General features: G+C 62.9%; 15 protein-coding genes. 5 read left to right on the forward strand and 10 right to left on the reverse strand.

All coding sequences use genetic code 11. From position 1 onward, the window contains the following. Positions 1 to 138: 138 nt before the first annotated feature. Entirely contained in the window at positions 139 to 2,331 is a 2,193-nt protein-coding gene (gene yccS, locus F6S12_RS18125) for a YccS family putative transporter (RefSeq protein ID WP_315869167.1), read from the forward strand. Between the two features lie 86 nt (positions 2,332 to 2,417). Here the strand turns inward: yccS and F6S12_RS18130 are convergent, their stop codons facing one another. Beyond that, positions 2,418 to 3,155 carry a substrate-binding periplasmic protein gene (locus tag F6S12_RS18130; protein WP_011063950.1) on the reverse strand — a complete coding sequence of 246 codons (738 nt, stop codon included), beginning with the start codon at positions 3,153 to 3,155 and terminating at the stop codon, positions 2,418 to 2,420. Between the two features lie 277 nt (positions 3,156 to 3,432). Between F6S12_RS18130 and F6S12_RS18135 the strand changes: the two genes are divergently transcribed. Then, entirely contained in the window at positions 3,433 to 3,885 is a 453-nt protein-coding gene (locus F6S12_RS18135) for a GNAT family N-acetyltransferase (protein ID WP_015637329.1), read from the forward strand. 3 nt (positions 3,886 to 3,888) lie between these two features. On the opposite strand, the gene F6S12_RS18140 is transcribed toward F6S12_RS18135, so the two are convergent. From F6S12_RS18140 to F6S12_RS18150, 3 genes are read right to left on the reverse strand one after another with little or no spacing between them, the layout of a single operon-like run. After that, positions 3,889 to 4,185 carry a helix-turn-helix domain-containing protein gene (locus tag F6S12_RS18140; RefSeq protein ID WP_011063952.1) on the reverse strand — a complete coding sequence of 99 codons (297 nt, stop codon included), beginning with the start codon at positions 4,183 to 4,185 and terminating at the stop codon, positions 3,889 to 3,891. 23 nt (positions 4,186 to 4,208) lie between these two features. Then, entirely contained in the window at positions 4,209 to 4,721 is a 513-nt protein-coding gene (locus F6S12_RS18145; RefSeq protein WP_315869168.1) for a M48 family metallopeptidase, read from the reverse strand. Between the two features lie 42 nt (positions 4,722 to 4,763). Further along, a complete protein-coding gene (locus F6S12_RS18150) occupies positions 4,764 to 6,887 on the reverse strand; it encodes a putative bifunctional diguanylate cyclase/phosphodiesterase (RefSeq protein ID WP_015637331.1) in 2,124 nt (707 codons plus the stop codon). Positions 6,888 to 7,203: 316 nt separating this feature from the next. On the opposite strand from F6S12_RS18150, the gene F6S12_RS18155 reads away from it, so the two are divergent. Continuing rightward, a complete protein-coding gene (locus F6S12_RS18155) occupies positions 7,204 to 7,875 on the forward strand; it encodes a polysaccharide lyase family 7 protein (protein WP_011063955.1) in 672 nt (223 codons plus the stop codon). A gap of 162 nt (positions 7,876 to 8,037) precedes the next feature. Here F6S12_RS18155 and fba read toward each other — a convergent pair whose 3' ends face one another. The 6 genes from fba to tkt form a co-directional block, all read right to left on the reverse strand. Further along, complete coding sequence (fba, locus tag F6S12_RS18160; RefSeq protein ID WP_003229012.1) at positions 8,038 to 9,102, reverse strand: class II fructose-bisphosphate aldolase; 1,065 nt, start codon at positions 9,100 to 9,102, stop codon at positions 8,038 to 8,040. Positions 9,103 to 9,312: 210 nt separating this feature from the next. Then, complete coding sequence (locus F6S12_RS18165) at positions 9,313 to 9,642, reverse strand: MliC family protein (RefSeq protein ID WP_152686504.1); 330 nt, start codon at positions 9,640 to 9,642, stop codon at positions 9,313 to 9,315. Positions 9,643 to 9,702: 60 nt separating this feature from the next. Further along, the gene (locus tag F6S12_RS18170) at positions 9,703 to 9,924 is read right to left on the reverse strand and encodes a hypothetical protein (protein ID WP_011063957.1); all 222 of its coding nucleotides are present in this window, start codon (positions 9,922 to 9,924) and stop codon (positions 9,703 to 9,705) included. A gap of 32 nt (positions 9,925 to 9,956) precedes the next feature. Further along, positions 9,957 to 11,120: a phosphoglycerate kinase gene (locus tag F6S12_RS18175; protein ID WP_053160289.1), complete on the reverse strand. Its 1,164-nt coding sequence runs from the start codon at positions 11,118 to 11,120 to the stop codon at positions 9,957 to 9,959. A gap of 17 nt (positions 11,121 to 11,137) precedes the next feature. Then, on the reverse strand, positions 11,138 to 12,217 hold the full coding sequence (gene epd / locus F6S12_RS18180; RefSeq protein WP_011063959.1) for an erythrose-4-phosphate dehydrogenase: 1,080 nt from the start codon (positions 12,215 to 12,217) through the stop codon (positions 11,138 to 11,140). Between the two features lie 153 nt (positions 12,218 to 12,370). Then, on the reverse strand, positions 12,371 to 14,368 hold the full coding sequence (gene tkt, locus F6S12_RS18185) for a transketolase (RefSeq protein ID WP_011063960.1): 1,998 nt from the start codon (positions 14,366 to 14,368) through the stop codon (positions 12,371 to 12,373). A 258-nt stretch (positions 14,369 to 14,626) separates the two neighbouring features. Here tkt and F6S12_RS18190 point away from each other — a divergent pair, with 258 nt between their 5' ends. Then, the gene (locus F6S12_RS18190; RefSeq protein ID WP_011063961.1) at positions 14,627 to 15,622 is read left to right on the forward strand and encodes an ArsR/SmtB family transcription factor; all 996 of its coding nucleotides are present in this window, start codon (positions 14,627 to 14,629) and stop codon (positions 15,620 to 15,622) included. Between the two features lie 18 nt (positions 15,623 to 15,640). Then, complete coding sequence (metK, locus tag F6S12_RS18195) at positions 15,641 to 16,831, forward strand: methionine adenosyltransferase (protein ID WP_015637335.1); 1,191 nt, start codon at positions 15,641 to 15,643, stop codon at positions 16,829 to 16,831. Positions 16,832 to 16,934: the final 103 nt, after the last annotated feature.

The following is a 16,934-nucleotide window of genomic DNA, read 5'->3' on the forward strand; positions in this document are numbered from 1 at the left end:
TCGCAGCCTGCGGCAGCGGCTACAGGTGCCCGACCGGCAACGGCAACAGAATTTGCCGGCCGATGTGACGACGGCATTGCGCCGTCGTCAATACTGGCTCAATTTAGCTGCATCGCCCCGGAAGGCCTGCCCTACTCCATGTCCTCGACCTCTTTTCGCCAATCCCTGCGCCGCCTCTGGGCGCTGGATAAATTCAGCTACAGCGTGCGGGTGTTCATCGCCCTGACCGGCAGCATGGCGCTGTGCTGGTATCAGGATGAAATGGCCCTGCTGATCCCGCTGTTCCTCGGCATCATCGCCAGCGCCCTGGCGGAAACCGACGACAGCTGGCAAGGCCGGCTCAATTCCCTGGCCGTAACCCTGGTGTGCTTCAGCATTGCCGCGCTGTCGGTGGAACTGCTGTTCCCCTACCCCTGGATCTTCGCCATCGCCCTGGCCCTGGCCAGCTTCGGCCTGACCATGCTGGGGGCGCTGGGCGAACGCTATGGCGCCATCGCCTCGGCGACCCTGATCCTCTCGGTCTACACCATGATCGGCGTCGACCAGCGCGGCGGCGCGGTGATCGATTTCTGGCACGAGCCGCTGCTGCTGGTGGCCGGCGCCGCCTGGTACGGCCTGCTGTCGGTGCTGTGGCAGGCGCTGTTTTCCAACCAGCCGGTGCAGCAGAGCCTGGCCCGGCTGTTTCGCGAACTGGGTTACTACCTCAAGCTCAAGTCCTCTCTGTTCGAGCCCATCCGCCAGCTGGACGTGGAGGCCCGGCGCCTGGAACTGGCCAAGCAGAACGGCAAGGTGGTGGCGGCCCTCAACGTCGCCAAGGAAATCATCCTGCACCGGGTGGGCAACGGCCGGCCGGGGTCGAAGGTCAGCCGCTACCTGAAGCTGTACTTCCTGGCCCAGGACATTCACGAGCGCGCCAGCTCTTCCCACTACCCATACAACGCCCTGACCGAGGCGTTTTTCCACAGCGACGTGCTGTTCCGCTGCCAGCGCCTGCTGCGCCAGCAGGGCAAGGCCTGCCGTGCCCTGGCCGAATCCATCCAGTTGCGCCAGCCGTTCGTCTATGACGCCACCTTCGCCGAGGCCCTGGGCGACCTGCACGCTTCCCTGGAACACCTGCGGATCCAGAGCAACCCGGCCTGGCGCGGGCTGTTGCGCTCATTGCGAGCCCTGGCGGCCAACCTCGGCACCCTCGACCGCCTGCTCAGCGACGCCAGCAACCCCGACGCCCTGGCGGACGCCACCGACAGCAGCCTGCTGGACCGTTCGCCACACAACTTCAAGGATGTCTGGACCCGCCTGCGCACCCAGCTGACGCCAACCTCGCTGCTGTTCCGCCATGCCCTGCGCCTGCCCCTGGCGCTGAGCATCGGCTACGGCATGGTGCATTTGATCCACCCTTCCCAGGGTTACTGGATCATCCTCACCACCCTGTTCGTCTGCCAGCCCAACTACGGCGCCACCCGGCGCAAGCTGGGCCAGCGGATCATCGGCACCGCCATCGGCCTGACCATCGCCTGGGCGCTGTTCGACCTGTTCCCCAGCCCCTTGGTGCAGTCGCTGTTCGCCATTGCCGCCGGGGTGGTGTTCTTCACCAACCGCACCACCCGCTACACCCTGGCCACGGCGGCCATCACCCTGATGGTGCTGTTCTGCTTCAACCAGGTGGGCGACGGTTATGGGCTGTTCCTGCCGCGGCTGTTCGATACCCTGCTGGGCAGCCTGATCGCCGGGCTGGCGGTGTTCCTGTTCCTGCCGGACTGGCAGGGCCGGCGCCTGAACAAGGTGCTGGCCAACACCCTGACCTGCAACAGCATCTACCTGCGCCAGATCATGCAGCAGTACGCCGCCGGCAAGAGCGACGACCTGGCCTACCGCCTGGCCCGGCGCAACGCCCACAACGCCGACGCCGCGCTGTCCACCACCCTGGCCAACATGCTCATGGAACCCGGGCATTTCCGTAAGGAAGCGGACGTGGGCTTTCGCTTCCTGGTGCTGTCCCACACCTTGCTCAGCTACCTCTCGGGCCTGGGCGCACACCGCGAAACCCGGCTGCCGGACGAGGTTCGCGAGCACTTGATCGAAGGCGCCGGGGTCAGCCTGGCGGCCAGCATCGACGAGATTGCCCAGGGTCTGGCCAACAAGACCCCGATCGATATCCAGAGCGATGCCGAAGAAGCCCTGGCCAATGAGCTGGAGCAAATGCCCGACGAGGTCGACGAAGGCCAGCGCCTGGTGCAGACCCAACTGGCGCTGATCTGCCGTCAGCTGGGCCCGTTGCGGACCCTGGCGGCGCATCTGATCAAGGACACCAGCGACAACGCAAAACCGTAGGAGCCGGCTTGCCGGCGAAAGGGGCCGCAAGACTCATGCACGGTCCGGAGTCGCTTTCGCTGGCAAGCCAGCTCCTGCATCTTCGGTTACATGCCGTGCTGGCGCAGCAGGCGGTCGTAGCTGCCGTCAGCTTTCATGGCAGCGATTTCCTTGTCGAACCTGGCCACGATCTGCGCATGCTCGGGGTTCTTCAGGCTGACCAGGATATGCAGGCTGTTCTCGCTCAGGGGCTTGGGCAGGAACTCCACCGCATTGCGTACCCGCGGTGACTCCCGGGCCAAGTAGTAGCGGGCCACGTATTCGTCTTCCAGGGTCAGCTTGACCCGATCCGCCGCCAGCATGCGCACCGCCATGGCGAAGTTGTGCACCGGCACCTTCTGCAGGTCGGGGTCATTGTCGAATTCGGGGGAATAGGCGTAGCCACGCACCACTGCCACCGGGTACTCATGCAGCTGCTTGAGGTTGCTGTATTCCAGCGGCGCGTCCTTGCGCTTGATGAAGCGCACGCGGTTGACCATGTATTCCGCGGAGAACTGCCCCAACTGGGTGCGCTCTTCGTTGTACCAGGCATTCACCAGCACGTCGTAGCGCCCCTCGCCGATGCCAAGCAGGGCCCGGGCCCAGGGCACCTGCTCGAATTCGCTGGAATAGCCGGCGCGGGACAGCGCGGTGCTGACAATGTCGGTGGCCACGCCGCCATTGACCAGGGTCGCGTCGGTAAAGGGTGGCCAGGCATCGGCGACCAGCCGCAGCCTTTCGGCAAAAGCGCTCTGGCCCAGCAACAGCAATCCGATCAAAGCCAAAGCTCGATGCAGTCGCAGCATGCTAATAGATCCTTAGCGGGCCCTGGGCCCAGCGCGTTCCAGCCCATACTCCAGGGTCGCGGCCTGTGCGGCACAGGTCGGCCCAGCTCCTAACATTAGCTCATCAGAACCCATGCACAGGTCTTGAAAACAGATTACACAAAGAAGACAAATACCAGTGATCTCAGTAGTGGCATTTTGACCCATCTCACAGAAACAATTTCTGCGTGACAACCGGCAAGACATCCCGTGGCGATGTGCTTACTATTTCGCGCAGCACTCAATACAGGATATGAAGATGACCATCGAATGGGTCTGCAAACACCACACCGACCTGGGCAAGGAACAGTTGTACGCGATTCTGCAATTGCGCACCGAAGTCTTCGTGGTGGAACAGAAATGCCCTTATCAGGAAGTCGACGGCCGCGACCTTGAAGGCGATACCTGCCACCTGATGGCCTGGGACGGCGACCGGTTGCTGGCCTACCTGCGCCTGCTGGACCCGACTTCCCAGGGTGGCGACGTGGTCATCGGCCGCGTGGTCATCGCTGAACAGGCCCGTGGCCAGGGCCTGGGCCACACCCTGATGGAGCAGGCGCTGAAGCAGGCCGAGCGGCACTGGCCGCAAACGCCGATCTACCTCTCGGCCCAGGCTCATCTGCAGGCCTATTACGGCCGCTACGGTTTCGTGGTGGCGGGCGAAGCATACCTGGAGGACGATATTCCTCACATCGGCATGCGTCGCTCCTGAGCCTCAGGGATAGCCCAGCACGGCCTTGATCTGCCGCAGGTTGGGCTCGATCCAGCCCTTGTCGATGGCGCCCCAGTTGTGGATCCGGTAACGCCCGGCATGGTTGCGCGCGCCGTCCTGCTGCTCGAACTCGCAGAGGATGTCCAGGTCCGCCAGGGCCGCGATGGTGTCCTGGGCGGTGCGCCGTGGCATGCCGGTGACCTCGGTCAGCGCCGGCACGCTGCTGGCCAGGCCGCTGTCGATCAGGTACGCCACATACAGGCGGCGGTAGAAACTGCTCTTGGTCTTGCTCACATCCATCGCCCACTCCTTGCCTTCAGGGGTTAATCCGGCGCTCCCGCCTTGCCTTGCAGGTCGCGCCAGGTCAGGTAGACCCGCAGGTCGAACTCCAGCTGGTGATAGCCCGGCAGCATATGCTCGCAGAGCTTGTAGAACGCCTTGTTGTGATCCGACTCCTTGAAGTGGGCCAGCTCGTGCACCACGATCATCTGCAGGAATTCCGGCGCCGCCTCCTTGAACAGCGAAGCGATGCGGATCTCTTTCTTGGCCTTGAGCTTGCCGCCCTGCACCCGGGAAACCGTGGTATGCAGGCCCAGGGCACGGTGGGTCAGGTCCAGACGGTTGTCGAACAGCACCTTGTCGATGGCCGGCGCATTGCGCAGGTATTCCTGCTTGAGCTCCAGAGCGTAGCTGTACAGCGCCTTGTCGCTCTGTACGGCGTGCCGGCCCGGGTAACGCTGGCTCAGGTAGCCGCCCAGGCGCTGTTCATCGATCAACTGGCGCACTTGCTGCTGCAAGGCAACAGGATAGGCCTGGAGGTATTTGAGTGCGGTCATGAAGGGGCAACGCAGGGCATAAAAGGCGCCAGTGTAGCGAATTCAGGCCTGTAGCGCGCTCCAGTCAAAGGGCTGGGCAAACTGGCTGGCGATACTGGCGGTCAGCGGCCGAGCCACCAGGAAACCTTGCACATACTCGCAGCCATTGGCCTTGAGCCACTGGTATTGCTCGAGGGTTTCCACACCCTCGGCGATCACCAGCAGGTCGAACTGCTTGCACAGGTCGATCACGCAGCGGGCAATGGCGGCATCCCTTGGCGAGGTCAGCAGGCGGGCAATCAGGTGGCGATCGAGCTTGAGGGTGTCCAGTTGCAGGTCACGCAGGTAGGCCAGGCAACAACTGCCCGAGCCGAAGTCATCCAGGGCCACCCGCACCCCCAGCTGACGCAGGAGCTGCAACTGTTTGCGGGTGTCATCCAGGTTCTGGGTCAAGGCGGCCTCGGTAACCTCCACCTCCAGTTGGCGCGGTTGCAGGCCATGGCGCGACAGCACCTGGCGCAGCTCGGCCACCAGGTTGGGCATGTTGAACTGGGTGGCACTGAGGCTGACGCCCAGCACCAGGTCGGGGCTGAACACCTGCTCCCAGTCCTTGCGCTGGGCCGCGCCCTGTTGATAGATCCAACTGCCCAGGCGGCTGATCAGCCGTGCCTCCTCAAGCAGGGGCAGGAACAGCCCCGGAGGCACGTCGCCCACACTCGGATGACGCCAGCGCAGCAAGGCTTCGAAACCGCGCAGGCGCCCGTCGGCAATGGCCACCTGGGGCTGGTACACCAGGGTGAATTCCTTGCGCTCCACGGCGCTGCGCACGCTTTCCTCGAGCATCAGCCGCGAACGGGCGCGGCCATTCATCTCGTGATCGTAGTAGCGGTACTGCTGGCGGCCGGCGCGCTTGGCTTCGTACATGGCGATGTCCGCCGCCCGCAACAGGCCGTCCAGGTTGGAGCCGCAGTCGGGGTAGATGGCGATGCCGATACTCGCCCCCAGCACCACCTCCAGGCCATCGATCTGCTGGTTGATGGACAGGCGTTCGATCAGCTTCTCGGCGATCTTCGCCGCCTGCTCGGGGAAGCTCAGCTCCAGCAGCGCGGTGAATTCGTCGCCGCCCATGCGCCCGAGAATGTCGAAGGAGTGCAGGCAGTCCTTCAGTTGTTCGGAAACCCAGCGCAGCACCCGGTCGCCGGCGTCGTGCCCCAGGGAGTCGTTGACCCGCTTGAAGCCGTCGAGGTCCAGGTAGAGCAGGACCAGGGACTTTCCCGAGCGGTCGCTGCGCAGCAGGATGTTTTCCACCGTCTGATAGAAGCCGCGGCGGTTGAGCAGGCCGGTCAGCGGGTCGGTCACGGCCTGGTATTCCAGTTGCTGGTGCAGGTGACGCACTTCGGACATGTCCAGCAGGGTGACCACCATCGCCTTCTGGTCACTGGGCAAGGGCGCACAGGACAAGGCCACGCTGATCAACTGGCCGGGCACGGTGCGCATCTGAGCGTCGTGCAGGCGATAGGTTTCGCCCCGGCGATAACAGGCGTAGAGCTCGGAGCCGCTCCAGTCGGGAACGTGGGGCTTTTGCAGGTAGTCGAGAAAGGGCGAGCCTTCCAGCTCCTTGACCTGGGCATTGAGCAGGCGCGAGACCGCCGGATTGGCGAAACGCACGCACCCGCCCTCGTCCACCACCAGGATGCCCTCGGCAGCGTTGTCCAGCACCGAGGCATTGAAGGCCCGCGCCACCTCCAGGTCGTGGCTGAGGTGCTGCAGGGCCCGGCGGTTGCGCTGATGCTCCAGCAGGGCCTGGACCTTGGGCTTGAGAATCTGTGGGTCGAACGGTTTGAACAGGTAGTCCACGGCGCCACTGGCATAGCCCTTGATCACGGCGTCCTGAGACTGTTCGTTGGCGGTGAGAAAGATGATCGGGGTCAGCCGGGTACGTTGGCTGCCACGCATCAGGCGGGCGACTTCGAAGCCATCCATGCCGGGCATCTGTACATCCAGCAACACCAGGTCCACTTCATGTTCGAGCAGCAGGCCCAGGGCCTCGACCCCCGAGGCGGCGGTCATCACCTGCCAGTCCTGGCGCTGCAACAGAGCACGCATGCTGAGGAGGTTTTCAGGATAGTCATCGACGATCAGAAGAGTGGAGTGGCCTTCGGCTGCCTCTGGTTGCACGCATTCCATGCTGCTTCTCTTGTCTGTAATAAGACTGAACGGATTTAAAAACCCGGTAAAACCTGAGGTTTCACTCTAGACCCGGATCCTCAAAAGCAGAAGCTGTCAGCACGCCATCACTTCGCCAATGGCCGCAGCTCCCGACTAACGGTCACAGAGTTGCCGCATAAAAACCGGGATAGATGGCATTTCGACATTTTGCTGACGCCATATATCCGCCATACGGGCCTCGCCAAGCGCCGCTTCTGCGCTATAAAGACCCCCTAAGAAGCGCAGGCTAAAGCCTTCGGCCACCTGCATCAGCCATGCCTTGCGGAAAACCACCATGATCGACCTGGCAACCTGGAACCTCAGCGTTCCCGTCGGCAGCCCGCCGGCGACCATCGACACCCCGACACTGGTCAAGGGGTTCAAGGACCAGTATTTCCACTCCGATACCGGCACCCTGTTCTTCTGGTCGCCGGTGACCGGCTCGAAAACCGAGAACGCCATCTACCCGCGCACCGAGCTGCGCGAGACCTACTCCAACGGCACCTTGCGCAACTGGACCTACCCCGAAGCGGACAACCTGCTGTACGCGACCCTGGCGGTGAACCAGGTGCCCTCCTCGGGCAAGATCGTCATCGGCCAGATCCACGCCTACAACAGCACCAAGCCGCTGGTGAAGGTCGAGTACCAGTACAAGACCAGCAAGGGCAGCGGCAACATCGTGGCCAAGGTGCGCCTGCACCCGGACGACGAGGAAGGCCGTGTCATCACCATTGCCGAGAACGTGCCCATGGACCGGGAGTTTTCCTACCTGATCCACCTGAGCCCGGGTGGCGCCCTGGGCGTCAGCGCTGCCGGCTATCAGTGGGACAGCCAGTTGAGCGCGACCTGGCGCGACAAGCCGCTGTACTTCAAGGCCGGGGTTTATGTGCAGGACAACACCGGCTATACCAGCGAAGGCGGCAAGGTGACCTTTTCCAAGCTGGACATCGACCACAACAAGACCTGACACCCCTCCCTGCGTAGGGGCCGGCTTGCCGGCGATGAGCGCCCTTGAGCCCGGCATCCGCCCAAAGGCGCTCTTCGCGGGCAAGCCAGCGCCTACGAAGGCAAGAATTCCGGATACAAAAAAGCCCGCATCGCTGCGGGCTTCTTCGTTCGACGCTTAGGCTCAGTTGACCTTGGCGTTCAGCTCACCCTTGAGGTAACGCTGGAACATGGCTTCCAGGGAGATCGGCTTGATCTTCGAGGCGTTGCCGGCGGTGCCGAAGGCTTCGTAACGGGCGATGCAGACATCGCGCATGGCGGTCACGGTGGCGCCGAAGAACTTGCGCGGGTCGAACTCGCTGGGGTTGGTGGCCATCAGGCGGCGCATGGCACCAGTGGATGCCAGGCGCAGGTCGGTGTCGATGTTGACCTTGCGTACGCCGTACTTGATGCCTTCGACGATTTCTTCAACCGGCACGCCGTAGGTTTCCTTGATGTCGCCGCCGTACTGGTTGATGATCGCCAGCCACTCTTGCGGAACCGACGAAGAGCCGTGCATCACCAGGTGAGTGTTGGGGATGCGCTTGTGGATTTCCTTGATGCGGTCGATGGCCAGTACGTCGCCGGTAGGCGGCTTGGTGAACTTGTAGGCGCCGTGGCTGGTACCGATGGCGATGGCCAGGGCATCCACCTGGGTCTTCTTGACGAAGTCCGCGGCTTCTTCCGGGTCGGTCAGCATCTGGCTGTGATCCAGCACGCCTTCGGCGCCGATGCCGTCTTCTTCACCGGCCATGCCGGTTTCCAGGGAACCCAGGCAGCCCAGCTCGCCTTCTACCGACACGCCGCAGGCGTGGGCCATGGCTACGGTCTGCTGGGTAACACGGACGTTGTATTCGTAGTCGGTCGGGGTCTTGCCGTCTTCACCGAGGGAGCCGTCCATCATCACCGAGGAAAAGCCCAGTTGGATGGAGCGCTGGCAGACGTCAGGGCTGGTGCCGTGGTCCTGGTGCATGCACACCGGGATATGCGGAAACTCTTCGATGGCAGCCAGAATCAGGTGACGCAGGAAAGGCGCGCCGGCGTATTTGCGGGCGCCGGCCGAAGCCTGGACGATCACCGGGGAGTCAGTCTTGTCAGCGGCTTCCATGATGGCGCGCATCTGCTCAAGGTTGTTGACGTTGAAGGCTGGAACGCCGTAGCCGAACTCGGCTGCGTGGTCCAGCATCTGGCGCATGCTGATGAGTGCCATTGTGTGTGTCTCTCCCGGTCGAGGGTCGTTAATCGTGCAAGCCTGCCGTAGCGGCGACTGCTATTCAAGTGATTGCAGATCGGGGGTCAACCCGCTCTGTTCCATTCGTTAAAACCAAATTTCTACAGCCACGCAGGAGCCGGCTCGCCGGTGAAAGGGGCCTTGAACCTTGCACAGGTCTGGAGGCCGCCTCCGCTGGCAAGCCAGCCCCTACATGGCCTTGCAGCCGCGGCCGATCAGGTCATTGGTGGCGACCCAGTAGACCAGGCCCTCCTCGCCCTTGACGTGAAACGCCAGCATGTCGTCGCTGTACAGCGAGCCCGAACCGCTGGGCTCAAGCTTCAGGCGGCGTACCTGGTCGTCGCCCCCCAGGCGCACGTCGACGGCGTTGCGGCTGTCGTCGGTGTAGCGCCAGATCACCTGGGCCTGGCTGTCGCAGGTCCAGGTGGTCCAGTTGTCAGTGGTCGGCGACTTGAGCAGGTTCAGGTTGGCACAACCTGCCAACAAGCCCAGCATCGCCACGGCGATCAAACCTTTCATCAATGTTCCTCGGCTGGCGGCCAACAGGCCCCGGCGCGTTGCGTTAACCCATCTGACCCGTCAAGGGCAACCCTGTTCCCTGGCCTTTGACGGCGTCTCGTACTTCTCCAGGCCCTCAGGGCCCAGGCGCTTGTTGATCACCGGAGCCGTCTCGGCCTGCCAGTCAGCCTGGTAGCAGCCTTTCTGCACCTCGCCGGCATCCTCCGCAGGCGTTGCCTTGGGGGCACTGGAGCAGCCCGCCAGCAACGCCACGGCGATCAACAGTGGCAACGTCTTGACCATCAGAACACTCCTTTGCCCGGCCAATCGGGGCCTCAGGCCTTGGCCCGGGCTTCCAGGACTTCAACCGCCGGCAGCACCTTGCCCTCGACGAACTCGAGGAAGGCGCCGCCACCGGTAGAAATGTAGGAGATCTGCTGGGCTACGCCATATTTGTCGATGGCTGCCAGGGTGTCGCCGCCGCCGGCAATGGAGAACGCGGCGCTGTCAGCGATGGCCTGGGCCAGGACCTTGGTGCCATTGCCGAACTGGTCGAATTCGAACACGCCCACCGGGCCGTTCCAGAGGATGGTCCTGGAGGATTTCAGCAGTTCGGCGAACTGCGCGGCAGTCTGCGGGCCGATGTCGAGAATCATGTCGTCATCGGCCACATCGGCGATCAGCTTGACGGTGGCCGCAGCGCTCTCGGCAAATTCCTTGGCCACCACCACGTCCACCGGCAGCGGTACGCTGACCTTGGCGGCGATGGCACGAGCGGTGTCCAGCAGGTCCGGCTCGTACAGCGACTTGCCCACCGGATGCCCGGCAGCGGCGAGGAAGGTATTGGCGATGCCGCCACCGACGATCAACTGGTCACAGATCTGGCTCAGGCTGTTGAGCACGTCCAGCTTGGTCGACACCTTGGAGCCGGCAACGATGGCCGCCATCGGCTTGGCCGGGTTGCCCAGGGCCTTGCCCAGCGCGTCCAGCTCAGCGGCCAGCAAAGGACCAGCAGCAGCCACTTTGGCGAACTTGGCCACGCCATGGGTCGAACCCTCGGCGCGGTGCGCAGTGCCGAAGGCGTCCATCACGAACACGTCGCACAGGGCAGCGTATTGCTGGGCCAGCTCGTCGGCGTTCTTTTTCTCGCCCTTGTTGAAGCGCACGTTCTCGAACAGCACGATGTCGCCGGCCTTGACCTCGACACCACTCAAGTAATCGGCCACCAGCGGTACTTCGCGACCCAGGGCGCGGCTCAGGTAGTCGGCCACCGGCTTGAGGCTGTTCTCGGCGGAAAACTCGCCTTCGGTCGGGCGGCCCAGGTGCGAGCAGACCATCACTGCCGCGCCTTTTTCCAAGGCCAGCTTGATGGTCGGCAGCGAAGCCAGGATTCGCGCATCGCTGGTGACAACACCGTCCTTGACTGGGACGTTGAGGTCTTCACGGATCAGCACGCGCTTACCTTGCAGATCGAGGTCGGTCATCTTCAACACGGTCATGGGTCGCAATTCCTGGGTTACTGTTCTTCAGAAACAGAGAGTTGAGTGTCAGTGCGTGGAGCGGCTGTGTGCAGGTAGTGCCCAGCTACGTCCAGCATTCGGTTGGCAAAGCCCCATTCGTTGTCGAACCAGGCCAGGATGTTCACCAGCCGGGGGCCGGAAACACGGGTCTGACTGGCATCGACGATCGCCGAATGGGGATCATGATTGAAATCACAGCTGGCATGCGGCAGCTCGGTGTAGGCCAGCAGGCCCTTGAGCGGACCGCTGGTGGCGGCCTCGCGCAGGATCCGGTTGACCTCGGTGGCGTCGGTATCGCTCACGGTCTGCATGGTGATGTCCAGGCAGGACACGTTCACCGTCGGCACCCGCACTGCTTTGGCCTGAATTCGCCCGGCAAGTTCCGGCAACAGGCGCTCGATACCCCGCGCCAGACCGGTGGACACCGGGATCACCGACTGGAAGGCCGAACGGGTACGCCGCAGGTCTTCATGGTGATAGGCGTCGATCACCGGCTGGTCGTTCATCGCCGAGTGAATGGTGGTGATCGATACGTACTCCAGGCCAATGGCCTGATCCAGCAGGCGCAACAGCGGCACGCCGCAGTTGGTGGTGCAGGAGGCGTTGGACACCAGCCGTTCGTCGCCGCTCAGGCAGTCCTGATTCACCCCATAGACGATGGTGGCGTCGACATCCGCCTCGCTGGCCATCGGCTGGGAGAACAGCACCCGCGGCGCGCCGGCGTCGAGAAAACGCTGGCCGTCTTCGCGGGTGTGGTAGGCACCGGAGCATTCCAGCACCAGATCGACGCCCAGGGACGCCCAATCGATGCCTTCGGGGGTGGCACTGCGCAACACTTTCACGCAGTTGCCATTGATATGCAGACAATCGCCATCGACCTTCACCTCACCGGGAAAACGCCCGTGGGTGGAATCGAAGCGTGTCAGGTATTCAACGCTGGCCATGTCGGCCAGATCGTTGATGGCAACGATCTCGAACCCGGCCGCAGCCCCTCGCTCGAACAGAGCACGCAAGACGCAACGACCAATCCGGCCGTAGCCGTTGAGTGCAACTTTGTAGGGACGCGGTTGAGGCATGGGGTTCTCAATGACCGGTGGTGAAACCATCAGCTTCGTGCTGCCTGCGCCATCGTCATCGCGAGCAAGCTCGCCCCCACAAGGACGGTATACATCCCTGCAGGAGCGAGCTTGCTCGCGATTGCGTCAGTACAGACAACCCGGCTTCCGGGTTTAGTCTTCCAGCAACTCTTCAGCCTGGCCCAGGATGTTGTCCAGGGTGAAGCCGAACTCTTCGAACAGTGCCGAAGCCGGAGCCGATTCGCCGTAGGTGGTCATGCCGATCACGCGACCTTCCAGACCCACGTACTTGAACCAGAAGTCGGCATGAGCCGCTTCGATCGCGATACGTGCGCTGACCTGCAGCGGCAGAACCGATTGCTTGTAGCCAGCGTCCTGAGCATCGAACACGCTGGTGCAAGGCATGGAAACCACGCGCACCTTGCGGCCTTGCTCGGTCAGTTTGTCGTAGGCCTGAACGGCCAGGCCGACTTCCGAACCGGTGGAGATCAGGATCAGTTCAGGCTCGCCTGCGCAGTCCTTCAACACATAGCCACCGCGGCTGATGTCGGCGATCTGGCCGGCATCGCGGGTTTGGTGCTGCAGGTTCTGGCGCGAGAAGATCAGCGCCGAAGGGCCGTCTTTACGCTCCAGCGCGTTTTTCCAGGCCACCGCCGATTCAACGGCATCGGCCGGGCGCCAGGTGTCGAGGTTCGGCGTGGTACGCAGGCTGGTCAGTTGCTCGATCGGCTGGTGCGTCGGGCCGTCTTCGCCCAGACCGATGGAGTCGTGGGTGTAGACATGGATCACACGCTTCTTCATCAGCGCCGACATGCGCACTGCGTTGCGGGCGTATTCCATGAACATCAGGAAGGTCGCGCCGTAAGGCACCAGGCCGCCGTGCAGGGCAACGCCGTTCATGATGGCGGTCATGCCGAACTCGCGCACGCCGTAGTACATGTAGTTGCCGCTGGCATCTTCAGCGCTGACACCCTTGCAACCTTTCCACAGGGTCAGGTTGGAACCGGCCAGGTCGGCCGACCCACCGAGCACTTCCGGCAGCAGGGGGCCGAAAGCATTCAGGGTGTTCTGGCTGGCCTTGCGGCTGGCGATGGTTTCGCCCTTGGCGGCTACTTCGGCGATGTAGGCGTCGGCCTTCTCGGCGAAGTCGGCAGGCAGGTCACCGCTCAGGCGACGTACCAGTTCGTTGGCTTCGGTTGGGAAGGCAGCGGAATAGGCCGCGAAACGCTGGTCCCACTCGGCTTCGGCAGCGCGACCTTTTTCCTTGGCATCCCACTCGGCATAAATGTCGGCCGGGATTTCGAACGGGCCGTAGTTCCAGTTCAGCGCCTGGCGGGTCAGGGCGATTTCCGCGTCGCCCAGTGGCGCGCCGTGGCAATCTTCCTTGCCCTGCTTGTTCGGCGAACCGAAACCGATGGTGGTCTTGCAGCAGATCAGGGTCGGCAGCGGGCTCTTGCGCGCGGTGTCGATGGCGGTCTTGATCTCTTCCGGATCGTGGCCGTCGACGTTGCGGATCACTTGCCAGTTATAGGCTTCGAAACGCTTGGGCGTGTCGTCGGTGAACCAGCCTTCGACTTCGCCGTCGATGGAGATGCCGTTGTCATCGTAGAAGGCGATCAGCTTGCCCAGGCCCAGGGTGCCGGCCAGGGAAGCGACTTCGTGGGAAATGCCTTCCATCATGCAGCCATCACCCAGGAACACGTAGGTGTGATGGTCGACAATGTTGTGGCCTGGACGGTTGAACTGCGCCGCCAGGACTTTCTCCGCCAGGGCAAAGCCCACAGCGTTGGCCAGGCCCTGGCCCAGCGGGCCAGTGGTGGTTTCCACGCCTGGGGTGTAACCGAACTCCGGGTGGCCCGGGGTGCGGCTGTGCAGTTGGCGGAAGTTCTTCAGGTCATCGATCGACAGGTCGTAGCCGGTCAGGTGCAGCAGCGAGTAGATCAACATCGAGCCGTGGCCATTGGACAGCACGAAGCGGTCGCGGTCGGCGAAGGATGGGTTGCTCGGGTTGTGCTTCAGGTAGTCACGCCAAAGTACTTCGGCGATATCCGCCATACCCATAGGGGCACCTGGATGGCCGCTGTTGGCTTTTTGCACGGCATCCATGCTGAGGGCACGAATGGCGTTGGCACGCTCACGACGGCTTGGCATCGCTGATCTCCTGGGGATTGAATAAAACGAAACGGAAAAAAGGCCTGCATTTTCCCTCAGGCGTCAGGCGGGGGCAATGACAGATAGTCACTCAGGCATGTTTTTCCCCTGATGAAGACACAATCCATTGATGAAACCCCTTCGCCACTCGTTGACTGTAGAAGCAGAGGCTCTGGAAAAGCCCCTGCAGACTCCAATATCAAAACTTTTTGATATTGGCCTTGCGAGCATTTGCGGGCATCTCTAGACTGCTGCCCCATGAACCTGCCCGCGCCTGCCATCAGCCATGACGATTGCGACGAACTGGCGGCCCTGTGCAAGGCCGGCGGCGACCCCCTGCGGCTGAATGTATTGCGCGCGCTGAGCAACGATTCGTTTGGTGTGCTGGAGCTGGCGCAGATCTTCGCCATCGGCCAGTCGGGCATGAGCCACCACCTGAAGGTCCTGGCCCAGGCCAGCCTGGTGGCAACCCGCCGTGAAGGCAATGCGATTTTCTATCGCCGCGCCCTGCCCCATACCGGGCTCCTGGGCGGCAAACTACACGCAGCCTTGCTGGAAGAGGTCGACCAGCTGAACCTGCCGGGCGAGGTACAGGCCCGGATCAGCCTGGTGCACCGGCAGCGGGCTGCAGCCAGCCAGGACTTCTTTTCCCGGGTGGCGGAAAAATTCCGCGCCCAGCAGGACCTGATCGCAGGACTGCCCCAGTATCGCGACAGTGTGCTGGCGCTGCTGGACAAACTGAGTTTCGACCCAGTGGCCACGGCCATTGAAGTCGGCCCCGGCGACGGTGGATTTCTCCCCGAGCTGGCCCGACGCTTTGCCCGGGTTACCGCGCTGGACAACAGCCCGGCGATGCTGGAGCTGGCACGCCAGCTGTGCGAACGCGAAACATTGGCTAACGTCAGCCTGCAATTGGCCGATGCACTGAACGGTGTACAGCTGCAGGCCGATTGCGTGGTGCTGAACATGGTCCTGCACCATTTCGCCGCGCCGGCCGAGGCCCTCAAGCAGATGGCCCAATTGCTGCAACCAGGCGGCAGCCTGTTAGTGACAGACTTGTGCAGCCACAACCAGAGTTGGGCCAAAGAGGCTTGCGGCGATCTCTGGCTAGGGTTCGAACAAGATGATTTGGCCCGTTGGGCCACCGCTGCGGGACTGACTCCCGGGGAAAGCCTGTATGTAGGCTTACGTAATGGTTTCCAGATCCAGGTTCGCCATTTTCAGCGACCGGCTGGCGACACTCACCATCGGTAAATTTAGGAAACCTTCAAGATGAGCGAATACTCCCTTTTCACCTCCGAGTCCGTGTCTGAAGGGCATCCGGATAAAATCGCTGACCAGATTTCCGATGCGGTGCTGGACGCCATCATTGCCCAGGACAAGCACGCCCGCGTAGCGGTCGAGACCCTGGTCAAGACTGGCGTGGCCATTGTTGCCGGCGAAGTCACCACCAGCGCCTGGGTCGACCTGGAACAGATCGTTCGCGATGTGATCTGCGATATCGGCTACACCAGCTCCGACGTCGGCTTCGACGGTGCTACCTGCGGCGTGATGAACATCATTGGCAAGCAGTCCCCCGACATCAACCAGGGCGTCGACCGCGCCAAGCCGGAAGATCAGGGCGCTGGCGACCAGGGCCTGATGTTCGGCTACGCCAGCAACGAAACCGAGGTGCTGATGCCGGCGCCGATCACCTTCTCGCACCAACTGGTCCAGCGCCAGGCCGAAGCCCGCAAATCGGGCCTGCTGCCTTGGCTGCGCCCGGACGCCAAATCCCAGGTCACCTGCCGCTACGAAGGCGGCAAGGTGGTCGGTATCGATGCCGTGGTGCTGTCGACCCAGCACAACCCCGAGGTGTCCTACAACGACCTGCGCGAAGGCGTGATGGAGCTGATCGTCAAGCACGTGCTGCCTGCCGAGTTGCTGAGCAAGGACACCCAGTTCCACATCAACCCGACCGGCCAGTTCATCATCGGTGGCCCGGTAGGTGACTGCGGCCTGACCGGCCGCAAGATCATCGTCGACAGCTACGGCGGCATGGCCCGTCACGGCGGTGGCGCGTTCTCCGGCAAGGATCCATCCAAGGTCGACCGTTCCGCCGCTTACGCCGGTCGCTACGTGGCCAAGAACATCGTTGCCGCCGGCCTGGCCGAGCGCTGCGAGATCCAGGTGTCCTACGCCATCGGCGTGGCCCAACCGACCTCGATCTCGCTGAACACCTTCGGCACCGGCAAGATCAGCGACGACAAGATCATCAAGCTGGTACGCGAAGTGTTCGACCTGCGCCCCTACGCAATCACCACCATGCTCGACCTGCTGCACCCGATGTACCAGGAAACCGCTGCCTACGGTCACTTCGGCCGGGCTCCGCAAACCAAGACCGTGGGTGACGACACCTTCACCACCTTCACTTGGGAAAAGACCGACCGCGCCGACACCCTGCGCGCCGCTGCCGGCCTGTAAGCTTCACCTGGCAACATCCAAAGCCCCGCCCGGCTCGCCCGGCGGGGCTTTTTTGTCGCCTGAGGTTTCTTGCACATCCCGCAAACCGCTGCTGGTACGGGGC

It is taken from the genome of Pseudomonas sp. JV245A, from assembly GCF_032424515.1.
Lineage (GTDB): Bacteria > Pseudomonadota > Gammaproteobacteria > Pseudomonadales > Pseudomonadaceae > Aquipseudomonas > Aquipseudomonas protegens.